Below are 23,242 nucleotides of genomic sequence, written 5' to 3'. Positions count from 1 at the left end.
TTTGTTCAGATCCGTTGTAACTAAAGTGCTTACTGTTTTTGAAATACTAATTTTGTCCAGAATACATTTTCTTTGTTTTTCATAAGACTTGGCTGATTTTCCAAAATCAATACTGGTTTTAACCCCAACTGGCTGGCATGTTGAATGGTTCGTTTTGGATTGATCGGAAAGACATGTGTTCCTGCACCTGAGGGTCCGTGTCGAAGTGTAAGAGCAAAAATTCCATTGTGAATTAGTAGCTGGGCGACTCGTTGCATGGAACGGGATTGCTCCTCCTCATTTAGGTGGTGCCATACTCCTGAAGCCAGAATAAAATCAAACAAACCCAATTGATCATCAAGCAAGCTAAGCGCAGGTAAGGAATCATCCACCCATTTTATATTTTTAGAATCGAATAACTTCTCTCCTACCAGACGAAGTTCATGAGTAGGTTCAACAGCAACAACCGAATGTCCCATTTGGGCTAATACAAACGCATCCCTCCCAATACCTGCTCCTATGTCCAGTATGCGACTTGCATTTGAGGGAATATAAGGTAAAAAATCCTGATGGAGCTCTGTAAAGTCTATAGCTAGGGTTGCGTCTATAAATTTGGGGATAACGGTAGCATAACCTGTTGTTCCAAGTGTACAATTTTCCTTCATATCGAGGTTTAGAGATTGCTGATGACTATTATTGTTACAGACTATAAAGGACTTGAGTATATTATAGTATAGAAGCTATTGATATAGCTTACTCTCTAACCCAAATTAATTCAATGAAAAATCTATTTTCAGCTTTTTTACTACTGTTAATTTCTTGCAGTACTAATACACCAAAAACACCAAGCCAAGAGTTAACAATAAGCGCGAATGAGTTTTCAGGTAGTTGGAGCCTATGTAAATCAGGAAATGATACAATAGAGACCTGTTACAATGTTTGTTCCAAATTTGTCTTTACTACTAATTATACAGGTAAATTTATCCCCCCATCCAACATTCCTATCAATTTTCAATACAAAATAAAAAATAACACAATAATCTTTAATGTGAAAGATTCAGAGAATGAGAGTTTCTTTTTTAAGGAGCATGTTTTTCATTACGGAAAAACTTTAAGACATGGCATAGAGTATATGGGACTTACTCCAGTAAAACGTAACTTTACCTATTATTTAGCTAAATCAGCCGAGAAATAGACAAATCAGAAAAGCTCTTTCATAGTCTATGATAGCCGAACAGGAGTTAAATGAAGTTATAAGGTGAGAACAACATTCATGGCTCACAACAAATCCTCTCAATAGTTTCTTCTACTTTCTCTCTTAATTCACATGGAACAGGAAAAGAGACAAAATAAACCTTGTTTCCATGCAGGTACCAGCTCCAATCAAAAAAGGCAGAATATCCATACGGGAGATTCACTTTATCTATCTGTTGCATATCTTTAAAAAGCGACTTAGCGGCTTTTTCATCCTTTAAAGTTACTGTCAATGTAGGTTCGAACCAGTAAGATCTACTTTGTATCTACCTTAAGTTGGAAAAGGTCATGAACAGAGGAAACAGGTCGTTGGTGAAAACACCAACGACGGGAAACTTTTATTCTTAAAATCCTCAAGATTGGAAACAAATCTAAATCTGGCAGCCTGTCATTTACTGGAGCAATCACTCTTTATACATATTTTACTTCTTAGCTTCTGCTGTGTTCTTGTAGTCTGCTACTGCGGCTCCAAGGTCATATACAGGTACTGTAGGTAGCAGCTTTTTAAGCATACTACTTGCGGTAGCAGAACGATAGCCAGAGGCACAGTTTACCAGAATAGGTTTGTCTGTAGGAATCTCTGACATGCGTTTGTCTAGTTCCTGCAGAGGAATGTTAATACTGTTTTTGAAAACCGGTTCCTGTTTTACCTCTTTTGTTGTTCGTACATCCAGATACGTATACTTATTTTCTTCTGGTTTGAATGAGTTTCTATCAAGGGCAGCAAACTGATTTCCGTTTTTGGCATCATAGACAAAGGCACCTTTTATCTTAGATTCATATCCGATAGAAGCAGCCTTTTGTATAACACCCTTTAAGCTCTCCTCATCCGCACCAATCAAATAAAATTGTGTATCAGGAGATACCAGACTTCCTAGCCAGGTAGCGAAGCTTCCACCATTTTGAATGTTAACGGCATCAGTAATATACGAAGCTTTAAAAGCGTCTGCCGGACGGGAATCTATGATCAGAGCCTGTGCCTCTGGCTGATAATTTTTGGGTAAGCGGTTGATTTTGGCCAGGCTTGCAGCTAGTTCAGGAACTCCCTGAATGTTTAACCCTACTGAATAAGGAAAATATTTAGGGATAAATGGTTGATCCTGCAAGAGCAAGCTTACAAATTCAGCTTTTGTTCTTTTCTCAAAAGCATAATTATGCTGTCGTTCATACCCTATGGTTGAGTCGGCCGCTTTACGAATAGACTTTCCACACAAAGAACCCGCACCATGAGCAGGATATAAAATCACCTCATCACTCAGTTTGGCAAACTTCTCATGAATGGTGTCATACATCATCTCTGCTAGCTTTTGGCGCTGGGAGTCTACATTCTTAGAGAAATCCCGAAGATCCGGACGCCCAACATCACCAATGAGCAGGGAGTCGCCTGAAAATACGGCAATGTCTTTGCCTTTTTCAGCCAGCACTACAGCTATATGATCAGGTGCATGGCCAGGTGTATACAACGATCGTAAATTTACCTTATCGGAAAGCTTAATGATTGCACCCTCATCAAACGCAGTTCCCGGATAACCAGGTTTGGTCAGACTACTTGCATAGATGGGTACATTTAATTTCTTGTGCATCTCCAGGTGTGCACTGGCAAAATCAGCATGAGGATGAGTCTCAATGATGCCTATGATTTTAGCATTATGCTGTTTGGCATAGTCGTAATAGATTTGCGGATCTCTTTTAGGATCTATGACAATTATTTTTTTGTCGGCCATCATAGCATATGAAAAATGCGCCAATCCTTTATCTTCAAATTGCTCAATCGTATAATTGGCTGAAAAAACGACAGTTTTACTGAATAACAAATCTGGTTTCATCAAAGATAGTGCTCCAAAGCCGGATAGATTAGAGATAAATTTTCTTCTTTCCATCTTTTCTACAAATTACAATTGTATAAGTTTATGTTTCATGAATGCCTGTTTGTACAATCAGAGCTAGGCAATGGCCCAGTTGATCGTTATTGTTCTCACTGATATGTCTATTATCTTACCTCTTTCCAATTTATCAGTTAAAGAGTAGGAATGCAAAGATAGATAATTCTTTTACCCATTTTGATGATATATAGTATAACTGGTCTATTCAAGATGTATCCGATAATATGGAAAAGTTCGGGTAGTTGATCAAATTTATAACATACGCATCAATATGCCTGCCAGTTCTTTGGGTGTAGCAACCATATCCGGATGGTCGTGAGAAATTATAGACTTGGGCATGCTCTGAAACTGGGCTGTTTCCGGATTCTGCACCAGTACAATACCACCTTGTTGCTCAATAGCTCTGGCACCAGTGAGTCCATCGTTGCCCATACCTGACAATACAATACCAATCACACGCCGCTGAAAAGCCTGTGCAAGAGCTGTAAACCCCAGGTCAATCATGTGATTGATTTTTTGTTCGGGTAAGCGTGGTCTAAGTAAAAAAGCTTCAGCCTGAAAGTCCAACTGTTTACCAGGAGGCAATAGATAAGCACATTCAGGCTGAGGGATAACATGGTCTGTAATCCAGCTTATTTGCAGTTTTGTGTAACGTTTGAGCACCTTGTCCAGCTGACTTTCATTTTGTGCAGACAGATGTGGAATAATAATAAAGGAAGCACCTGTAGGATTCGGCAAATTCGCCAAAAACGTTTGTAGAGCCTCAATCCCTCCTGCTGAAAAACCTATTCCAACAACTGGGTAGGATGTAGTCTTATTCATACGTTTCCTCATTTAATCTCACTAGATATCCACTATAAAATCGTGCCTGTTATAGAGGAAGTTAAAGAAGAAATAAATGATCTATGACTACACTATAATCCAAATGATAGTATATCCTCTATCTTATCTCTGGCTTATATCTTTTTGATCAGAAATCTTTACTTTATTACATAAACTCTACTATATACTACTATATATATGTGTTACATTCCATAATAAATCGCAGATTTAGGTTACATTTGGTTAAAACGATTGTAATAGGTTCTATACACTACTATTAACAAACAGACATATTAAAACTGCTATGAAAAAAAACACACTTGTCTATTGGATTTTTGCACTGACACTCATTGTAACCGTTCTGGTAGGTTGCAAAAAAGAGGAAGAGGTGAAACCTTCATCCGAACAAAACTTTGCTTCTGCCCAGTCAACAATAGATATACTAGCTGAACTGGAAGTAATTAGTAACATGGCCTCAGGCTTTGGAGATTCAGACCCATCAAGTGGTAAAATCAATAAAACTACTGCTTCTGCCAGACTAAATAGAATGATGGAAGAAGAATGTGGCACTTTCACTTACACAAAGAATGAAGCGGGACAAAGGATTTATACATTCGACTACGGAACAGGTGTAGTATGTGATAGTGTGAGTTTTAAGGGAAAGATAACATTTGTGGTAACTACTATTGAGAATGGTTTTGAGGTTGCAGTTCCGGATTTTAATGGCTATACAGAAAATGGCAGAACATACACTGGAAGTTATGTACTTACCATAACCCGTATCGATTCCAGCAGACAGCAAGTGGCAAAATACAACAATGCTTCGGTGACGTATGAAGATGGTTCGCAAATAAAATGGAGCAGCACCCATACATGGTCTTATAAGCTGGATGTGAAAGAAAATTTACCCAATGGCGGAACTAGCTACTCTCCTTCTGTTACATCCACAACAGGCGAGATTTCAGGAATAAATAAAAAGGGTACAGCCTTTACTGCTACAATCGAAGATCCCATACTCACTACCAAATCATGCAATTATCATAAGGTATCTGGTAACTACCTGATAGAGACAGAGGGATACTCAAACGCTGTTTTAGATTATGGCGATGGTACCTGTGATGATAAGGCAACACTAACTATTGATGGGGTGACTAAAACGATTACTATTAAGTAACAAAGAAAAGCTATCTGATCAAGCCACTGAAATCTAATCTCAGTGGCTTTTGTTTTGCTTCTAAAAGCCTCAGATCAGCTCTCTGATAAAGACTGCTGGACTTTATCAGCTCAAATCTTACATACCGGTTTCTTAGCTGAATTAAGCAAAGTAACATCTACTAGCTCTAACGACCTAACCATATCTTTTACAGTTTCTTTGTATTTCTTAAAATGGGCAGTTTCTATGTGGGCTTTGTAGGCAGCTGTATCAACATAGATTTCAAGGATGGTTATATTTGAGGGGTTGCTTTTATCAGCCACAGCATAATAGATCAGAACTCTCGGTTTAAAACGGATAGCTGTATTCATTTGCACATTTAAAGCAGTGGCATATTTTTTCAATTGCACAGGTTCGACTTTGATCTTAGCCAGTCTAACCATTTGCTTTTTTCCTGGGCAGTAGCCACTTTGCCAAAAGTAAATACTATCACAAACAGTATACTTGATACCTTCAGCACTTTATACGGACGGAATCAAGCTTTATAATTTAAAGTAAACCCTAGTCGTAAAGCACTCATTAACAACTAAATACGCAAATGCTTACCAAACTAAAAAAGGAATAGCCCTTGCATAATGAATCTCCCCAACAACAGTCAGTGGAGCAGAATTAGAAGAGCATTCCTGAAGCCATAACAATTATCATCAACAGTACATTTCCTTGAGTACCTGTACAGAAAAGACGTCAATAAGTTTAGCCAATTGTCGGGTTATCTGTTCCAGCTTTTCCGGATCACCCTCTGTAGTAAGTATCATTTCCCAATAGTCGGGATTAGAATCATAAGAATTGGTACTCATTGACTCAATAGTATACCCCCGGCGTTCCAGTACAAGAGCGACCCGGATAAGGATACCTGGTTTTCTAGTATAAATCAGAGAAAAAGTATGTTGCGTTTCCATGCGAATAGTTTGGGTTAAAAAATGATATAGAAAATCAGCATTTGACTATGTACTTCCCTCCGGCATTCGTAAGGGACCAGTAGGTGATTCTATAATCATTTCATGAATAGACTGACCTGCAGGAATCATAGGGAATACATTATCCTCTTTGACCACTTCGGTGTGAATCAGACAAGGACCAGACTGGTAGGCAAGGGCCTCAGCCAGGGTTTGTTCCAGCTCTCCTTCTTTTGTAATGCGAAAGGCTTTTACCCCATAAGCCTGAGCTAGCATACAAAAATCAGGATTTCCTTCCAGGTCAGTGCCACTGTAGCGTCCATCAAGGAAAAATTCCTGCCATTGTCGCACCATTCCCAGGTATTTATTGTCAATCACCAGGATCTTCAGCGGAAGCTTGTGAAGGGCAGCAGTAGAAAGTTCGCAAAGGGTCATTTGAAAACCACCATCTCCCACAATGGCAATCACTCGCTGATCTGGTCTGGCTAGCTGGGCACCAATCGCTGCCGGAAATCCAAACCCCATAGTACCTGCTCCTCCTGAAGAAAGCCAGGTATCGGGTTGGTCTGTTTTAAAATACTGAGCCGCCCACATCTGATGCTGGCCTACATCCGTAGTAACAATAGCGTTTCCATTCGTCAACTGGTAAAGTACATCAATCACATGCTGTGCTCGCAAGGAAGCTGAGCCTTCCGGAACCTTGCCATGGAAAGGCCTGTACTGTAAGGGGTATATCCTTTTCAGCTCCTGCACCCGCTCCACCCATTTCTTGGTATCCAGCGGATGTACCAGTGGAAGTAGCTCTTGTAATACCTGCTTAGCATCTCCTATAGCATAGGCATCCGGAACTACGATCTTGCCAATTTCAGCAGGATCGATATCGATATGCAGCTTTTTGGCTTGCGGACAAAACTTCTTCGGATTCCCATTGATCCGGTCATCCCAGCGGCAGCCAATGGACAGAATCAGGTCACATTCCAACAAAGCTTTATTGGCATATACAGTGCCATACATTCCTAACATACCCAAAGATAAGGGATGTGTTTCAGGAAATCCTCCTTTCCCCAATAAGGTGTTGGTAACAGGAGCCTGAATCAGTTCTGCCAAGGCACGTACTTCTGTGGCAGCACCTGAAAGTAAAGCTCCATGTCCCACTAACAGAATTGGCTTATGAGATTGATTAATCAAATCAGCTAAACTCTGTATACTCTCAGGATTGGGTCGGGCCGGAAGCTGGAAAGCAGGAAGACCTAACTCATCGGTAAGTGAGCCGTTGAATGGAGCTGAAGTAACATCCTTGGGTAGGTCTATTAAGACTGGACCAGGACGCCCGGAGGTAGCAATGTGAAAGGCCTCTCTGGTAATTCGGGAGATGTCAGCCGTATTTTTTATCAGGTAATTGTGCTTTACCACAGACATAGTCATGCCAAAAATATCAGCTTCCTGAAAAGCATCCAACCCCAACAAACTGGTAATAGTCTGCCCTGTAAGTACAATCATAGGCACCGAATCCATCTGGGCAGTCATCATTCCTGTAATGGTGTTGGTAGCGCCAGGACCACTGGTAACCAATACTACTCCTGGCTTTCCGGTAACTCGGGCATAGCCATCAGCCATGTGGGTAGCTCCCTGTTCGTGCCTTGTTAGAATTAACTTGATAGAAGAATGGTACAGCGCATCAAACAAAGGCAATGCTGCTCCTCCTGAGTAGCCAAAGATATATTCTACTCCCAGTTGTTCAAGGGTGTCAATTAAAATCTGGGCACCATTTTTTGCACTCTCCATGTTGTATTAAAATTAGATAATTCCTGAATGAGATATCGCAAATATATTTTTCATGGCCCGAAAGCAAGAGACAATAAATTGTATAATTCCGGTTTTTAACAAAGCAACAATACAGTATAACAGGTATATTCTCCCACTCTATCCATTTATAGCATTCGTATAAATTCCGGTTTCCAAGCAAAAAAGAAGCTTTTAGATAATTACAGTTTCCAAGCTGTAGTAGTTGAAATAAAAAATAGATTGCAGCCTGAAAAAAGAACTTTTAAAGTTTATATAGTTACGATGTCAAAGGGAAAATCAAAAACCTTATTTGATTTAATAAAATCACTCGATAAAAATGAAAAGCGATATTTTAAACGGTTTATGCTTAGTGAGGGACAACAGGAAGATCGCAAGGTTTTATTACTATTTGATTTAATAAATGCCCAATCAGAGTTTGATGAGGACAAGCTTTTGCAGGAAGCACCTTCACTGAAGCCTTCTCAGCTTTCGAATCTAAAGGCATACCTCTACGAAAAAATTCTGCAAAGTATCCGGCAGTTTCACTTGGCCAAAATGGGTGATGTACAGATTCGTGAGCAGATTGACTTTGCTCAGCTTTTATTCAATAAACGCTTGTACCAGCAGGGCTTATCCTGTTTACGAAAAGCTAAAAAGCTGGCCATTGCCAATGGAAACCTGGAATTACGACTTGAGATCATCAAACTTGAAAAAAGGATACTTCTGTTTACCAATAGCCATGGCACTACCAGTCAGGTAGATGAAATTATCCGTGAAACCAGCCAGATAACTGAGCAGATTAACAATATCAATATTTTTTCCAATCTCGCTATCCGGCTTAATTCTCTCTACACACGTATTGGCTATATTCGGAATGAGCAAGAGTATCTGAAGGTGAAGGACTATTTTCACACTACTATTCCTCCTATTGAAGAAGAAAAGTTGTCTTCTATTGAAAAAATATACCTGTACCGTCTGTATGTAGGCTATTATTTTTTCATTCAGGCATTTGAAAATGGGTACACAGCAGCCCAAAGACTGGTGGCTTTGTATGAGAGTATGCCTCTCCTACTTCAAGGCAACATAGAGAGTTATTTGCAGGCCTTAAACAGTCTGTTGATTGCCCAAAACAAATTGTATAAATATGCCGAGTTTGTTGAAACAAATCAGAAACTTCATTCCATTGATCTGATCCCTTCCGTGCATATCAACGAAAGCATTCGGATTCGACTACTTAAGTACTATTATGTCCATGAGATCAATCAGTACTTTATGACAGGTGACTTCTCTAAAGGCATTGAACTAATTATGAATGGGCATGAAAAACAGATTCTGCAACTCATGAATGTATTGGATAAACATTCGGTGCTGATCTTTTACTACAAGATTGCCTGCCTTTACTTTGGTGCGGGCCAGTTCAGGCACGCTGTTCGGTGGATGGGTGGTATTATCAATATTCCCAATGCTGATATGCGGGAAGATCTGCAGTGTTTTGCACGAATCATAACGCTGATCGCTCATTTTGAATTGGACAACCGGGATGTAATCAAGTATTACATCCGATCTACGTACCGCTTTTTGTTGATGAAGGAAGATTTGCATTTGTTCCAGAAATATATTCTTGGCTTTCTCAAGAAGCTTCACGATGATCCGGATGAAGAGGAACTCACCCGGCGATTTGTGGAATTACGCAATCAGTTGCTGCCGTTGCTCAACAGTGCGTATGAGAAACGGGCCTTCTTGTATTTTGATATGATCTCATGGTTGGAAAGCAAAATCGAAAAACGTTCTGTACAAGTAATTATTCAGGAAAAAGCAGCTCTGCGACTAAGCTAACTCAGGAGGTAAACTGGTTGGTAAGATAGATAGTAACAAAGGAATGAAGGAAAAACGGATGGTCGCAAAACACCCTTATATTGTCGCAACTACCCTGCAAATGAGAGATCTATCTGTTTTAACTTTGTTCATACCAAAACACAAACAGACCTTACTATGAAAAAACATGTGCTCTTTATACAAGGCGGAGGAGGTGAAGAAGATTATACAGCTGATGCTAAACTTGTTGCTTCTTTGCAAGAAGTCTTAGGTGAAACGTATCTGGTGCATTACCCCTTCCTACCCGAGGAACCAGAACCAGATTTTGGTCGAAAAAAGCAAATTGACAGAGAAATCTCTTTACTCAATGGCCCAATTATTCTGGTGGGACACTCATTGGGTGCATCAATGCTATTGAAATATCTATCAGAAAGTCAGATTCGTAAAAAAATAGCTGGACTCTTTGTTATTTCTACTCCGTTTTGGAGTGGTGACGAAGATTGGAAACAGGGTCTTAAACTAAACCAAGACTTTGCGGATAAGCTACCGAAGAATCTTCCGGTCTTTCTCTACCATAGTCAGGACGACGAAGTAGTACCATTCGACAATCTGGAGTTTTATACACAAAATCTACCACAGGCGATTGTCCGTAAACTGCTTAAAGGGGGTCATCAGCTGAACAATGATTTATCGATTGTAGCAAAAGATATTCTATCCCTATAAAAGTTTAATCTTTAAAAAAATAGCATATAACAGTATATAATCATACTCCCTATACATACTTGCGAGTGTATTGACTCTTTTACTCAAAAAATATGTTTAAAATAAAGATTATAAAAATCTGGTTCTAACGCTTTTACCAGTTCAAGGTATGTCTATTCCTCCTATTATTACACAAATCTCTGCCCAACTAGCCAGTGCTCGTTGTGAGCAGGATTTGGATAATGAATTATCTACTATATCGGAAGCTGATTGGCTGCTATTTATAGATCATTTGTCTTCTCAGATAAAGGAGTTAAAGGAAACAGAACCTGAACGGGCTCAGTCACTGCATTATCTTATGCATTCCTATCTGGAGGGCTGGCAACGCAAAAAATATAGAGAGCTTTCATGTAACTAAGTCATTACCATATTAAAGTTATAAAGACGGAAAATAGTATTCTGAGGCCGAACATGAAGAAAATCTCCTTCTTTAATCTAGAAACTCATTCGGATTATTACGAATATAATTGATTCTTAAGGTTGACAAATTCTCTTCTTTTATTAATAAATAGAATATATCATCTAACTTATTCAAAGGATTATCACTATAGAATTTGTGGTATCCTTCAATAGTTTCATCCTCTTTCTCTGTTATTTCCCTTTTATTCTCTTTATAGAGGATGATTGCTTGTTTCATTAGTGCGGAAAGTTTTACGGCTCCAATACGCTCGAACCCATAAAGAGCATCTTCAGCAAATACACTTATAGAATTGTAGAAAAATTGACTGAATCCACCATTACAGACTTCACATTCTAAGTAGAAAGTAGCATATACAGCTTGCCTTCCTGTACTTAGTTTGGTAACAACATCATACTCATCGCTGAAATCAGGGCTTATTTTCGCTTGGATATTATCAATTACAGCTTGCTCCAATGTAACATCCGGAATAGATGACAGGATATCCTCAGTTAACTTTTCATAGATAGTACGATTAAGGAAAGAATGTACAAGGTTTTCAATATCATGTTCCCAAGCCTTTTTTTCTCTTTTTTTCACTTTTTTATAGATGCTAATATTTGAATAAAAGTAATAAATCCTGTCTGATGGAGCTTATACTTACTACTTTTCAATCCATACCTGCTGAGTGAAGGCTCCGTTTACGGCAGCATCCCAAACCTCTACCCTTACCCATTTTCGGTCCTTCAGATGTGTAGTAAAGGTAAACTTATGCTTACCAAAAGGCCCTGTATGAGTCAAGTCGATCCGCTCCCGAAAAACCTGCTTGCCATCGCCGGAAATAATTTCAGCAAATGTTAATGGAAACGTCCAATCCACTTCCACCACTAGGGTGGCTTTGCCATCCTCTGGCAGCCTGACAGCTTCCCCTGCGCCTTTGCCACTCACTGTAAAGGAAGGTAGGAGTACTTCCCCTGTGGAAACGAAAAACTTGCCCTGCCGCATTACATCCAATACAGGTTGCCATCCCTGATTGTAGTCAGGTAATTGGTCCAGTTGCAGATAGTTCACATTCAGATGAGCATACATTTCATTCTCCGGTTCCACAGTAAACAGGTCGGCTTCGGCAATGATGTGTTTCTTATATCCCCAGTTAGCCATATCATCCATCAAATCCAGTACCCGGCGACTCAGTCGGGGCTCTGACAAGTCGGAAGGGATATTTTTCCAGGCCGCTCCAAAGAAATGATCCGATTTATAAAAATCTTCGTCTTTGTACTTATCTGGATAGCCAGTAGAGCCTTTTGTACGTGCGTGGGCTGTCCAGGCCAGACCATTTTCAGCTTCCAGCAATTTTAGCATATCGTATTTGTCGGCAATGCGGTATACCTTCCCGAACTTGGGATCGTCGGTTACAAATGGCATATCGGGTTTACGGGACATAATCCAGTTTACAGGTTTTGGAAAAAAGCTAAGCCAGTGCCCGCCAAAAAATTCATTTGGTTCTTCACCAGGCAGCAACAGAAAATCTTTTGTTGACCAGCGTTTACACATCTCGTGCAGGGTTTTCAGTTCCAGTAAACGAAGGCTATCCGGACCTTTTGGATGAGCCGTGTAATGAAACTCAGCTAGATGCACAATGTCAACACCACTACGCTTAAAGACATTGACAAAGTTGGGTGTTTCTGGTACAGGCTTTCCGGCCAACATGACACTCATCACAAACTCATTGTGAAAGTGACTCGACATAGTTTTATACCCTGGTAGTGACTGATAGGAATCTCCATGGGTAAACTGCTTTACCTCTTCCAGTAACTGAGCTGGTTCGTTGGCACTTAACAGACAGAAAAAATTCAACCTCTGCTGTGTCTTTGGAGGTGCATTGACCCAGGGTACCCAGCGATTATCGCCCATCAAATCCTGACGGATACCGATGCCAAACTCAGGCACCAATTCCCGGTAATTACGTCCATACCAGGTAAAATTCAGGTTAAAGGCTTCATCCAGTGGATAAAAGTACTGATGAGGCGCAGGAAATACGGCCAGACTGCCCGCATTACTTTGTCCAATAATCGTGCGATACTTAACAGCCTGGACTTTGGCAGGTTGTTTTAGGTCTGCTCCTATGTATTGCATCTTGTCTTCTGTATCCGACCAGGAAAGTCTATTCCAAGTGTTCTTCTTTGTAGTGAATCCTGCATCATACAGAATCGCTGTTGAATCTACTTCTGTACTTATTACAGCAGCAACATTGAATAAGGGACTTCCCTTGTAGACCGTAATTTCGATAGTCCCATTGAAGGTAGCAGCTCTGGCATCACTCACTCGTATAATCGTCCGGGAACCTATAGTTTGAACAGCAGCTTTTCGTTTATCAAACGCAATACTGTAGGATTGATGGGGTCTTTTATTTGTTTTATCGAAAAAGATGTTCCAGCCGTTTTGCGAGATCAGATCACGTTTGCCTATCGTGAGCACAAAAGCCGGATCAAGGTCTCTTGCAATCTCTTTCAAATTTCCCTGCTCCGATACCTGAAGGCTTGTAAAAAGGGGGTGATTTTTTTCCAGATTAAGGACCATCTTTGCCCTTTCTTTAGCTAGCGTTGGCCAGTTTATTTCCAGTTTGTTTCCTGTTTGGGTCACAGATATCCCATTCTTTTTCTGATAACCCGTCCAATCTATAAGGGTTTGTCCGCATATGACCGGACAGATCATGAGCATACAGAGTATCAGCAGAGCAACTTTCTTCATAGGAGATTGATTGGTATAAGTGGCAAACGTCTTGTCTTTTGGAGGTGATCTAAATTATTTTGTAAAGGCTGTAAAAACATTTTTTAGCCTACACCTTTGCCTATTCTTCAGCGAGTAGCCGCTAGTCATGTTGCAATTGCTTTATATACAAATAACTCGTCTTGCTAAAAAATCTGACCTTTTCGCTGCCTTATAAACAATTCAGACAATCTCTTAGATCTGAGAGAAGGCTGTAGGCACTAAAAACGTACGGGTAATACCTGAAAGAATTTTTTCATCACTATATTCAGGCATGGAACTGATTTTTTTCCATTCTGGGTCAGAGCCAAATTTCTTCCAGTTCTGGTCATGCTCTTCCATGTTATCAAACACAAGCATATAAGTAAGGTTAGGCAAATGAGAACCAATCACCGCCTCACCAAAAAATACGGGAGTCAAGCCAACACGTTTAAAAATGGTAATTTCACCCGCATCGTTAAACATTTCTATCTTCTTTTTTCCTGTAATTTCACTGGGACTTTCATACCGTCGTAATTCAAACAAACGAGGCTTTTTCTCCGGTACTTCCAATGCAGGCATCTGAGCAAATGACTTAAATAATGAACTTTCAATTCGTTCGTAAGCAGGCTCTATAGCAGTAGCATTCAAATACGGAGCTGCTGCCTGCAGGTATGCAGTATCTTTTACCAGCTTTTGAGGGGCTTCTATAAAGTCTGTGAGTGATGCATACGGAATCAATACAATAAGCTTGGTAAATCCCTGCGGCAAGTATTCTGTAAAAACGCCTATGCTTTTGCTGCCTATCTTGTTCAGAGCTGGAATGGCCGCTTGCTGAAAATAGTCTTCTACCAGCTTTCTTTGTCGCCCGTTTTTTACTATATAAGTACGTAGTTCATAATACTCAAAGGTAGTGTTGGGCTGCATAGGCTTACTTACAGAGGCAACACTTGCTTGTGGTATGAGAGTAGCTACCGTACCCGTTATCAGAGAAGCTTGTATAAAATCACGTCTTTTCATAGGATTGTATTAGAATTAGGATAAGGATATATATCTTTCTAAGTATAGAAATAGAGTAGAAGTTCAAGAAGCTAATTTTACAGTCGATTGGCTATCTCCTATTTTTCGTAGATAAACTAAAGATCTGTCTGCCAGCATACCTAATTGCCTCTAGTTTTGATTGTGTCATATTTGCTAGTAAAGAATAACAGCCTTTTGAAAGAGTGAGGCAAAAAAGTCTTTCAAAAGGCTGTTAGGATAAAATCCAAAAAGGTTCTTATAGACTACAATTTAGTTTTTTCAGCACTTTTTCGTCTGGTTTGTACTGTAACTCAATAGCCTTACGAATGTCATTGCATCCTTCATCCTGTTTTTTGCTATCCAGCTTCACCCGACCTCGATTATAGTAAGCTGCAGCATATTGAGGATCTAACTGTAACACCTTATCATAATCAGCAATAGCTCCATCATAGTTTTTTGCATTAGCACGGGCGGCGGCTCTGTCAAATAAGGCATTTTCATAATCTGGAACAAGTTTTATTGCCTCATCAAAAGAGGTTATAGCTTTATCATACTGAAACTGCTTAAAATAACAAACTCCTCTGAAGTAGAAGGCAGGTGCATCCTGAGGGTTCTTTTCGATGTATTTGGTCCAGTCACTAGCTGCTTGGTCATAACGGGACAAGGCCATACGTACTAATGCTCTTTCTTTGTATACATTTACATCTTTATAGTTAGATGTAATAGCACGCGAAAAATCATAATCAGCTCCCTTATAATCTTTCAAATGGCTACGTGCTATTCCTCTGTAATAAGTAGCTTCCACATCTCCGTAGTTGTATGACAAAGAACTGGAAAAGTATTGTTCTGCGGATCTGTAATCTTCCATATTCAGAGAGGCTGTAGCTGCATCATAATATACATTGGGATTAAAAGGATTTAATTCCATTACACGTCTGTAATCATTCACAGCCTCCTTATAATTTCCCAACAGATTCTGCATAGTTGCCCGTTCATAATATGCCAGTTCAAACTCTTTTTTTAGCTGTACCGCTTTTGTGAAGTCATTTAATGCTTCCTCGTACTTTTGTTGAGCCTTCAACAAAAGCCCACGCTGATAATAGGCATCGGCATCTGCAGAATCCAACTCTATTGCTTTTGTGAAGTCTGCCTCAGCCTCTGTCACTTTCTTCTGTTTTGCCAAAATCATGCCCCTAGTAGCATAATTTTCTTTCTTTTTAGGGTTTAACTCCATGGATTTTTGCAGATATGGCATGGCTTTATCCACCTCTCCCCGCTCCAGATATAGACCTATAATATCCTGGTAGGCCTGGTCAAATTCCGGTTTAGCAGCAATGGATCTCTCCAGATCTGCAATAGCTCCTTTTGTATCACCCAATCCCTGCTTGATAGAACCACGGTAATAAAATGCCTCTGCAAACTTTGGCTCCAGTGCAATAGCTCTATCCAGGTCCCGTAATCCACCATCTGTGTCTCCCATCTCACTTTTTATCAGCCCCCGGTATGCATATCCCCGATGGTTATTCTGTTCGATACGTAACCACCTGTTTACATCATCTATGGCAGCAGGCAAGTTTCCGGATTCAAGTTGAACAATGGCTCTGCCTTCCAGACCACGTGGATTCTGGGGTTCGCGGGCAAGCACTTCATTATACTCTGTCAATGCTCCCCGATAATCCTTCTTTTTGAGTTTGCCATTGGCAGAAATGAGTAAGTCATCAATATTTTGCGCATATACAGTTGTGGTCAATAACAATCCACACACTATATAGAAAAAACGTAAGGCTAACATAAAAATACAACGTTGTTGAAGTTAGGTCTGATATCAGATTAGTTATATTTCCGCAATCTTTGTTCCAATCTTTCAATACTACCAACAAAAACCTAAAAATAAAACAACCAGTGAAGAATCCTCTTCACTGGTTGCTTGTATTAAAAATATCTTGTTCGCTTTTACAAGAATAAGCTGATATCTCAAAACTTATCTATAGGTAAAATCGCACCGTTATATATTAGTTAGCAGGAGTTGTGTTGCTTTTTACTTCGCCTTTGATAGTCAGTGTTACTGGTGCAGTTCCTACGTTGGTAGTCAAAGTAACAGTTTTTGTGAAAGGACCAACTGCAGCAGCATTGAATGTAGCTTTCACTACACCAGTTTTGCCTGGAGCGATAGGTTCTTTTGAATACTCAGGAACGGTACAACCGCAAGATCCCTGAGCAGCTGAAATGATCAAAGGAGCGCTACCAGAGTTTGTGAATTTAAATTCAGCAGTTACTGGCTTTCCTTGTGGAATAGCAGCAAAGTCGTGTGTAGTTTTTTCCCATTTGAAAGCAGGAGCTTTAGCAGAAGCAGATTTAGTTTGAGCAAATACAGCTGCAGAAACAGCAAACAGGAATGCGATGGCCAATGCGATTTTTTTCATGACAATATACGTTTAATAGATAAGAATTACTTGTTATTGTTACTCAACAGGACAAAAGTATAGCGAAAAACCGAAACCATCTCTCAACAATTCTCTAAATATTGTTAATGAAATGTTAACGTACCTTTCTATACATGTGAGCTTTTCATTTCTAAAAACAAGATCTTATATCTTTGCATTCATACAATGCTCTGAGAAAACGCGTTTTACACTAAAATATAACAAATGAACCGTCGTACCTTTCGGCTTATAATAATTCTGGCAACTCTCTCTGTCTTTGGGATTGTGGTGGTGCAGGTTTTCTGGTTCAGGCAGGCTTTTAATGTGCGGGAGGTAGAATTTGACCGGACAGCCAGAGAAGCACTAGCCAAGGTAGCCCATTCCATTCTGCGTTACAATCAGCATACTGCCTCATCCAATGTATCTATAAAAAAAGTATCATCCAATTACTATGTTGTGATGGTCAATGATGTAATTGATGAAGAATTGTTGAAAACCCTGCTGCGTAATGAACTCGAAAAACGGGATATACGCATAGACTTCCAGTACATAATTTATGATTGTGCCAATAATGAGGCAGTTTTTGGTAATTATTTCGTTTTTGGAAAGGAGGACATCCATCCTACTGCCAGTCAGATATTTCCTAAGATTGCAGGTGACAACTATTACTTCGGCATCCGGTTTGTAAATAAAGATCTGGCACTGGTAGGAGAAATGCGGTTCTGGATATTTTCGTCAGCTGTATTATTGATCGTAATCTCTTTCTTTGCGTATACGTCCTTTGTGGTATTGCGCCAACGTCGTCTATCGGAAATCCAGCAGGATTTTATCAATAACATGACCCATGAGTTTAAAACGCCTCTCTCTACCATTTCCATATCATCTGAAGTATTAAAGAATCCGAAAATTACTCAGTCTCCGGAACGTTTACTTAGCTATGCGACCATCATTGGGCAGGAGGCCAACCGGCTGAAAGGTCAGGTGGAACGAGTACTTCAGATGGCATCACTGGAGAACGAAGAAATAAAACTGAAGAAAGAAACTATTGATCTGCACCAGCTAATTACTCAGGCATCAGAGCCTTTTCAACTTTCGCTAACAGAGAAAGGAGGCACCTTGCAATTACACCTTGAGGCTACTCGCAACCAAATTTCCGGGGACAAGCTCCATATTACCAATGTATTGTACAATCTTCTGGATAATGCGATTAAATACAATCACAAAGTGCCTGAATTAACAGTCACTACCCAAAATGAAAAAGATCAGATAGGTATTACGGTTAAAGACAATGGCATTGGTATCAGTCAGGAACATGTAAAACGTATTTTTGACCGTTTTTACCGCGTTCCAACAGGCAATGTACACGATGTAAAAGGGTTTGGGCTTGGCTTAAATTATGTTCGGCTGATTGTAAAGGCTCATACTGGTACGATCAAAGTGACCAGTGAACCTGATCAGGGAAGTAGTTTTACTATCTGGTTACCAGTAACAACAGAAAAGCTTGCATAACAACGGTGTTCTTATCTAAATTTAAAGCCCTGTAGCTGAAATTAGACCGTATACCTATTTTTTATACTAAATCCTACCTACATACTTGAGCAAAGCACATATTTTATTGATAGAAGATGATCTTAACCTGGGATTTGTAATCAAAGACAACCTGGAGATGGAGGGATTTTCGGTAACACTTTGTGATGATGGCGAAAAAGGCTGGCATGTATTTACTCAACTCAACTTTGATATCTGTGTACTGGATGTAATGCTTCCCAGGAAAGATGGATTTACCTTAGCCCAGGAAATTCGCCAGAAAAACACACAGATTCCGATTATCTTTCTTACGGCCAAGTCCATGAAGGAAGATAAAATAACAGGGTTTCGCATAGGTGCTGATGATTATCTAACCAAACCTTTCAGCATCGAAGAGCTCACTTTACGGATTGAAGCTTTGTTACGACGCAGTAAACCCTCTATCAATCAGCAAAATCAGTACACTCTTGGAAAATATGTATTTGACCATCCCAACCTAACCTTACGATATGAGTCACAGGTGCAGACGCTGACTCAAAAGGAAGCTGATGTATTGCTGTTGTTGTGCAAGAATGCAGGCAAGGCAATAAAAAGGGAGGAGATTTTATTACAAGTATGGGGCAGTGATGATTATTTTCTGGGAAGAAGCCTGGATGTATTCATTTCCCGTTTGCGAAAACATCTGAACAACGATCCGGCAGTAGAAATTACAAACCTGCATGGAGTAGGGTTCAAGCTAAAAACCCCTTCCTTATAAGATCTCAGAAAATGGAGAACAGGGCTTCTCCATTTTCTGACTAAAGGAAAATTTACGCCTTCCAAACCTCTTCCCGATGTTTGCCCACAGAAAGCACAAAACGTGTTGGGCTTGGAATCAAAACCAGACGAGCTTCTTTGCCTGGAAATTTCTCTGTTTCTACCCATACACCTTCTTTGTGATCTACTTCGTAGATAGGTCTTCCATCAGGGTGTTGGCCTACTTTCTCATATTTCTGTGCCAGATAAGCTGTAGGTAGTAATACTTCCGAATCCATATCGTGTGTATCATGAACCTCTTCCAATGCATCTTCCAGAAAATCCCCATATTTATCTATGAAGTCATCTTCCATATCATGAAGTTGCTCCTCAACTTCATCGTAACGTTCATCTGAATAATTCATATTACTTAGCTGAATTTTCTTTTCAACTAAAGCAATTAAGGCTGCATCTAGCTTTTTGGTATCCATACTCAAAATAGTATATTTAGTCATTTATTGTAAAACAACACAGCAGGAAAGCATTCTTACCAAGGATTTCAATTTACTTGCAACTTGTAGCAAACTAGTCAAACAGGTAGTATCCAAGCCTGTTTCGGGCTTTTACTTTCTATCAAAGTGTTTTCAAAGGTAGTAAAAAAATGATGAAAAAAGCAAAGCCGAAATCTCACCAAAATCTATCTTTGTGCTATATCAAACCTCTATTTCTATGATAAAAATACGGGAAGCTACTTCCAATGATTTTCAAACCATTCAACAAATAGCTCATCAAACCTGGCCAGATACGTTTGGCTCTATCCTATCGAAAGAGCAAATCGCCTATATGCTGGACTGGATGTACAGCATTCCTTCTTTGGAAGAACAGATTACCCAAAAAAGTCATACGTTTCTACTGGCAGAGGAAGAGGATACAACTTTTGGCTATATATCGTATCAACTCAATTACACGAATCAGCCTAAAGTCAAGATTCATAAAATCTACATTCTGCCATCTTCCCAAGGTAAAGGTGTTGGTAAAGCACTATTTACTCAGGTAGAGGCTATTGCCAGATCTCATTCCCAACAAACCCTGTCGTTGAATGTAAACAGACAAAACCCCGCAGTTCAGTTTTATGAAAGAATAGGCTTTCATGTGACAGGCCAGGAGAATATTGACATTGGCAATGGCTTTCTGATGGAAGATTACATTATGGAAAAATCACTAGAGCCTGCTTTAGCTTAGTGCTATCCGGCTGGCAAATCAACAAAACACGTACAACCGTTTCCGAACTCCATGTCTTATAAATTATTTGTACCGTTTCTCTATACGCTGATTGGTATAGCAACTCTTTCAGCGCTAGCCGCCCAGAATCAGAAGGCCAAAATCAAAACAGCTTATTTTCCTCCCGCCCAAAGCTGGCAGCACCAAACTCCACAATCAGTGGGTTTGAATGGTACAAAACTTTCAGAAGCGATTTCCTTTGCTATTGCGAATGAAACTCAGGCTCCTCGTAGCATGGAAGCCAATCACTATCGCACCTTCGGGAAAGAACCTTTTGGAGATGGTATCGGTCCTTTTGCAGATCGTGGTGCACCTACAGGAATTATTGTATACAAAGGATACATCGTCGCTGAATGGGGTGAACCTCTACGAGTAGATATGACACACAGTGTGACTAAAAGTTTCTTATCAACGGTAGTAGGACTGGCAGTGGATCAGGGACTGATCCGGAGTGTACAGGATACGGTAGCACCCTATGTACCACCTATTGAAGTATATAATCCGCAACAATCTATTTCCCGACCTGCCGAAGACATTGGACAACCCGAATTAATCCGGCCTTTTGCAACTCCTCATAACCAAACGATTACCTGGGATAACCTTTTGCGGCAAACCAGCGACTGGGAAGGCACCTTATGGGGTAAACCTGAATGGGCTGACAGGCCCAGTACAAATGCCAGTGAATGGCAAACTCGTCCACGCAATAAACCAGGCACCGTTTATGAATACAATGATGTACGGGTAAATGCCTTGTCACTGGCAGCATTAAGTGTATGGAGAAAACCCTTGCCTCAGGTACTGAAAACCTATATTATGGACCCAATTGGAGCATCCAATACATGGCGCTGGAATGGATACCGCAATGCCTGGATTGTGCTGGATGGTCAGGCAGTGCAATCCGTAAGTGGTGGTGGTCACTGGGGAGGGGGTATGTTTATCAACGCCTATGATATGGCCCGGTTTGGTTTACTGACTCTTCATAAAGGGAACTGGAATGGGAAACAACTGATTTCAACGCAATGGGTTTCACAGGCACTTACGCCAACCACTCCAGAGCCTACCTATGGGTATATGAACTGGTTTCTGAATACAGACAAAAAGTATCTGCCCAGTGCACCTGTTAGTGCATTTGCCCATATAGGCAATGGTACCAATATGATTTATGTAGATCCAGAGCATGAACTGGTCGTAGTTGCCCGATGGATTGACAACAAGGCACTGGATGGACTAGTAAAAAGAGTATTGGAGGCGTTTCCCGAAACAAAATGATTTTCCGGAACCATCCCACATCAATATAGATTATAGTTATATCCTTAAAAAAGATTCTATGGCAACTCCCAAGATCCCTACTAAAATATTTGTCAGACAACATGAGATCACAGCCACTTTTTTGCAGGAAATAGACAAACATCTGGCAGATATTATCTCCGGTAAGGTTACCGAGATGTTTGAGATTCGTGACATTGCTGATATCATGCACATACACCCTACTCATCTGAGTAATACCATAAAACTTACTACTGGTAAGCCGCCCTGCTACTTCTTTGAAGAAAAGATTCTGGATATTGCCAAAACCAGGTTACGGGAAACCTCTGATCCTATTGCAGAAATAGCCATTGCGTTAACCTACGATCCGTCCAATTTTGTCAAGTTCTTCAAACGATTCACAGGATTAACTCCGAAACAATATCGTGAAGAAGTACAGAGGGAAAAGTTCCTTTCAAAAACTGAACTAGTCACCATTTAATCTGAAGCTGTCACCATATTTCTGAGATGGAACTACTGCAATTTTGTACCATTATTTCACCAATACAATACGAATAATGGAAACTACTAAAATTGCACTGATTACAGGAGGAAGCCGGGGTCTCGGCAAAAACACTGCATTACACCTGGCCCAAAAAGGAACAGATGTAATCCTGACCTATCGTACCCAGAAAGAGGAAGCAGATAATGTCGTTAAGGAAATACAAAACCTTGGGCAAAAAGCAGTCGCCCTTCCACTGGATGTAGCTGACAATAAGTCTTTTAATACATTCACTCAGACAGTGTCTGACCAACTCAAAACTATCTGGAATAGAGACACGTTTGATTTTCTAATCAACAATGCAGGCATTGAGTCTTACTCACTGGTAGCAGATACAAAAGAAGAAGAATTTGACAGTCTGTTACAGGTACATTTCAAAGGAGTCTACTTTCTGACACAAAAGTCTCTCCCACTGCTTGCCCATAATGGCCGCATTGTCAACTTCTCCACAGGTCTGGCCCGATTCTCTACACCCGGATATGCAGCCTATGCCTCGATGAAAGGAGCTATTGAAACGTTTACCAAATATCTGGCAAAAGAAGTAGGTTCACGGGGAATTACTGTCAATGCTGTGGCGCCAGGTCCTATCGAAACAGATTTCACCAAAGGCGCTTTCGAAGCCAATCCTCAACTGAGAGACATTTTATCCTCTCAAACAGCTCTTGGCAGAATAGGACAACCTGATGATATAGGTGGAGTAGTTGCCTTCCTGTGTAGTGAAGAAGCCCGCTGGATTACAGCTCAGCGTATTGAGGTATCCGGAGGGTTGTTTTTGTAATGAGTAGTTAAAAGATAGACTTTGCCCCAATCAATCATGAAATATCTCAAATTTTGAGAAAAGATGTCATTTCCCTTAGAGAAAGCAAACTAAATGAATTACAAAGAGAGCTATGAT

At 40.2% G+C, this 23,242-nt stretch carries 23 protein-coding genes; 11 read left to right on the top strand and 12 right to left on the bottom strand.

Annotation, left to right across the window (positions count from 1 at the left end; all coding sequences use genetic code 11):
• Nucleotides 1-29: 29 nt before the first annotated feature.
• On the bottom strand, nucleotides 30-644 hold the full coding sequence (locus tag QNI22_RS14095; RefSeq protein WP_314511452.1) for a class I SAM-dependent methyltransferase: 615 nt from the start codon (nucleotides 642-644) through the stop codon (nucleotides 30-32).
• 113 nt (nucleotides 645-757) lie between these two features.
• Between QNI22_RS14095 and QNI22_RS14090 the strand changes: the two genes are divergently transcribed.
• A complete protein-coding gene (locus tag QNI22_RS14090) occupies nucleotides 758-1,174 on the top strand; it encodes a hypothetical protein (RefSeq protein WP_314511451.1) in 417 nt (138 codons plus the stop codon).
• A 481-nt stretch (nucleotides 1,175-1,655) separates the two neighbouring features.
• Here QNI22_RS14090 and QNI22_RS14085 read toward each other — a convergent pair whose 3' ends face one another.
• Both QNI22_RS14085 and QNI22_RS14080 read right to left on the bottom strand, forming a co-directional pair.
• Entirely contained in the window at nucleotides 1,656-3,113 is a 1,458-nt protein-coding gene (locus QNI22_RS14085) for an MBL fold metallo-hydrolase (protein ID WP_314511450.1), read from the bottom strand.
• A 255-nt stretch (nucleotides 3,114-3,368) separates the two neighbouring features.
• On the bottom strand, nucleotides 3,369-3,938 hold the full coding sequence (locus QNI22_RS14080) for a chemotaxis protein CheB (RefSeq protein WP_314511449.1): 570 nt from the start codon (nucleotides 3,936-3,938) through the stop codon (nucleotides 3,369-3,371).
• A 304-nt stretch (nucleotides 3,939-4,242) separates the two neighbouring features.
• On the opposite strand from QNI22_RS14080, the gene QNI22_RS14075 reads away from it, so the two are divergent.
• Complete coding sequence (locus QNI22_RS14075) at nucleotides 4,243-5,112, top strand: hypothetical protein (RefSeq protein ID WP_314511448.1); 870 nt, start codon at nucleotides 4,243-4,245, stop codon at nucleotides 5,110-5,112.
• 110 nt (nucleotides 5,113-5,222) lie between these two features.
• On the opposite strand, the gene QNI22_RS14070 is transcribed toward QNI22_RS14075, so the two are convergent.
• The 3 genes from QNI22_RS14070 to ilvB form a co-directional block, all read right to left on the bottom strand.
• Nucleotides 5,223-5,501, bottom strand: a complete 279-nt coding sequence (locus tag QNI22_RS14070; RefSeq protein WP_314511446.1) for a putative quinol monooxygenase — start codon at nucleotides 5,499-5,501, stop codon at nucleotides 5,223-5,225.
• A gap of 294 nt (nucleotides 5,502-5,795) precedes the next feature.
• A complete protein-coding gene (locus QNI22_RS14065; protein ID WP_314511444.1) occupies nucleotides 5,796-6,050 on the bottom strand; it encodes an ACT domain-containing protein in 255 nt (84 codons plus the stop codon).
• A gap of 45 nt (nucleotides 6,051-6,095) precedes the next feature.
• Nucleotides 6,096-7,832 carry a biosynthetic-type acetolactate synthase large subunit gene (gene ilvB, locus QNI22_RS14060; protein ID WP_314511442.1) on the bottom strand — a complete coding sequence of 579 codons (1,737 nt, stop codon included), beginning with the start codon at nucleotides 7,830-7,832 and terminating at the stop codon, nucleotides 6,096-6,098.
• 282 nt (nucleotides 7,833-8,114) lie between these two features.
• On the opposite strand from ilvB, the gene QNI22_RS14055 reads away from it, so the two are divergent.
• The 3 genes from QNI22_RS14055 (at nucleotide 8,115) to QNI22_RS14045 (ending at nucleotide 10,767) form a co-directional block, all read left to right on the top strand.
• A complete protein-coding gene (locus tag QNI22_RS14055; RefSeq protein WP_314511441.1) occupies nucleotides 8,115-9,668 on the top strand; it encodes a hypothetical protein in 1,554 nt (517 codons plus the stop codon).
• 156 nt (nucleotides 9,669-9,824) lie between these two features.
• Nucleotides 9,825-10,370 (top strand): alpha/beta fold hydrolase, encoded by a 546-nt coding sequence (locus QNI22_RS14050; protein ID WP_314511440.1) that lies wholly within the window; start codon nucleotides 9,825-9,827, stop codon nucleotides 10,368-10,370.
• 148 nt (nucleotides 10,371-10,518) lie between these two features.
• Complete coding sequence (locus QNI22_RS14045) at nucleotides 10,519-10,767, top strand: hypothetical protein (RefSeq protein WP_314511439.1); 249 nt, start codon at nucleotides 10,519-10,521, stop codon at nucleotides 10,765-10,767.
• 72 nt (nucleotides 10,768-10,839) lie between these two features.
• On the opposite strand, the gene QNI22_RS14040 is transcribed toward QNI22_RS14045, so the two are convergent.
• The 5 genes from QNI22_RS14040 to QNI22_RS14020 all read right to left on the bottom strand — a co-directional run bounded on the left by QNI22_RS14040 (nucleotide 10,840) and on the right by QNI22_RS14020 (nucleotide 16,997).
• Nucleotides 10,840-11,406: a DMP19 family protein gene (locus QNI22_RS14040; RefSeq protein ID WP_314511438.1), complete on the bottom strand. Its 567-nt coding sequence runs from the start codon at nucleotides 11,404-11,406 to the stop codon at nucleotides 10,840-10,842.
• Between the two features lie 63 nt (nucleotides 11,407-11,469).
• The gene (locus QNI22_RS14035; protein ID WP_314511437.1) at nucleotides 11,470-13,557 is read right to left on the bottom strand and encodes a CehA/McbA family metallohydrolase domain-containing protein; all 2,088 of its coding nucleotides are present in this window, start codon (nucleotides 13,555-13,557) and stop codon (nucleotides 11,470-11,472) included.
• Between the two features lie 213 nt (nucleotides 13,558-13,770).
• The gene (locus QNI22_RS14030; protein ID WP_314511436.1) at nucleotides 13,771-14,574 is read right to left on the bottom strand and encodes an NIPSNAP family protein; all 804 of its coding nucleotides are present in this window, start codon (nucleotides 14,572-14,574) and stop codon (nucleotides 13,771-13,773) included.
• 256 nt (nucleotides 14,575-14,830) lie between these two features.
• A complete protein-coding gene (locus QNI22_RS14025; protein WP_314511435.1) occupies nucleotides 14,831-16,366 on the bottom strand; it encodes a tetratricopeptide repeat protein in 1,536 nt (511 codons plus the stop codon).
• A gap of 220 nt (nucleotides 16,367-16,586) precedes the next feature.
• Complete coding sequence (locus QNI22_RS14020; protein ID WP_314511434.1) at nucleotides 16,587-16,997, bottom strand: DUF1573 domain-containing protein; 411 nt, start codon at nucleotides 16,995-16,997, stop codon at nucleotides 16,587-16,589.
• Between the two features lie 225 nt (nucleotides 16,998-17,222).
• Between QNI22_RS14020 and QNI22_RS14015 the strand changes: the two genes are divergently transcribed.
• Nucleotides 17,223-18,506, top strand: coding sequence for a sensor histidine kinase (locus tag QNI22_RS14015; RefSeq protein ID WP_314511433.1), 1,284 nt, complete (start codon nucleotides 17,223-17,225; stop codon nucleotides 18,504-18,506).
• An 85-nt stretch (nucleotides 18,507-18,591) separates the two neighbouring features.
• A complete protein-coding gene (locus tag QNI22_RS14010) occupies nucleotides 18,592-19,281 on the top strand; it encodes a response regulator transcription factor (protein WP_314511432.1) in 690 nt (229 codons plus the stop codon).
• A 52-nt stretch (nucleotides 19,282-19,333) separates the two neighbouring features.
• Here QNI22_RS14010 and QNI22_RS14005 read toward each other — a convergent pair whose 3' ends face one another.
• A complete protein-coding gene (locus QNI22_RS14005) occupies nucleotides 19,334-19,750 on the bottom strand; it encodes a hypothetical protein (protein WP_313976455.1) in 417 nt (138 codons plus the stop codon).
• A 238-nt stretch (nucleotides 19,751-19,988) separates the two neighbouring features.
• Between QNI22_RS14005 and QNI22_RS14000 the strand changes: the two genes are divergently transcribed.
• The 4 genes from QNI22_RS14000 (at nucleotide 19,989) to QNI22_RS13985 (ending at nucleotide 23,125) form a co-directional block, all read left to right on the top strand.
• A complete protein-coding gene (locus QNI22_RS14000) occupies nucleotides 19,989-20,501 on the top strand; it encodes a GNAT family N-acetyltransferase (RefSeq protein WP_314511430.1) in 513 nt (170 codons plus the stop codon).
• A 51-nt stretch (nucleotides 20,502-20,552) separates the two neighbouring features.
• Nucleotides 20,553-21,809: a serine hydrolase domain-containing protein gene (locus QNI22_RS13995; RefSeq protein WP_314511429.1), complete on the top strand. Its 1,257-nt coding sequence runs from the start codon at nucleotides 20,553-20,555 to the stop codon at nucleotides 21,807-21,809.
• A gap of 58 nt (nucleotides 21,810-21,867) precedes the next feature.
• A complete protein-coding gene (locus QNI22_RS13990) occupies nucleotides 21,868-22,287 on the top strand; it encodes a helix-turn-helix domain-containing protein (RefSeq protein WP_314511427.1) in 420 nt (139 codons plus the stop codon).
• Between the two features lie 76 nt (nucleotides 22,288-22,363).
• On the top strand, nucleotides 22,364-23,125 hold the full coding sequence (locus tag QNI22_RS13985; RefSeq protein ID WP_314511425.1) for an SDR family NAD(P)-dependent oxidoreductase: 762 nt from the start codon (nucleotides 22,364-22,366) through the stop codon (nucleotides 23,123-23,125).
• Nucleotides 23,126-23,242: the final 117 nt, after the last annotated feature.

Origin of the sequence: Xanthocytophaga agilis (genome assembly GCF_030068605.1) — a bacterium.
GTDB classification, from domain to species: domain Bacteria; phylum Bacteroidota; class Bacteroidia; order Cytophagales; family 172606-1; genus Xanthocytophaga; species Xanthocytophaga agilis.
This window is presented reverse-complemented; position numbering and strand designations above follow the sequence as displayed.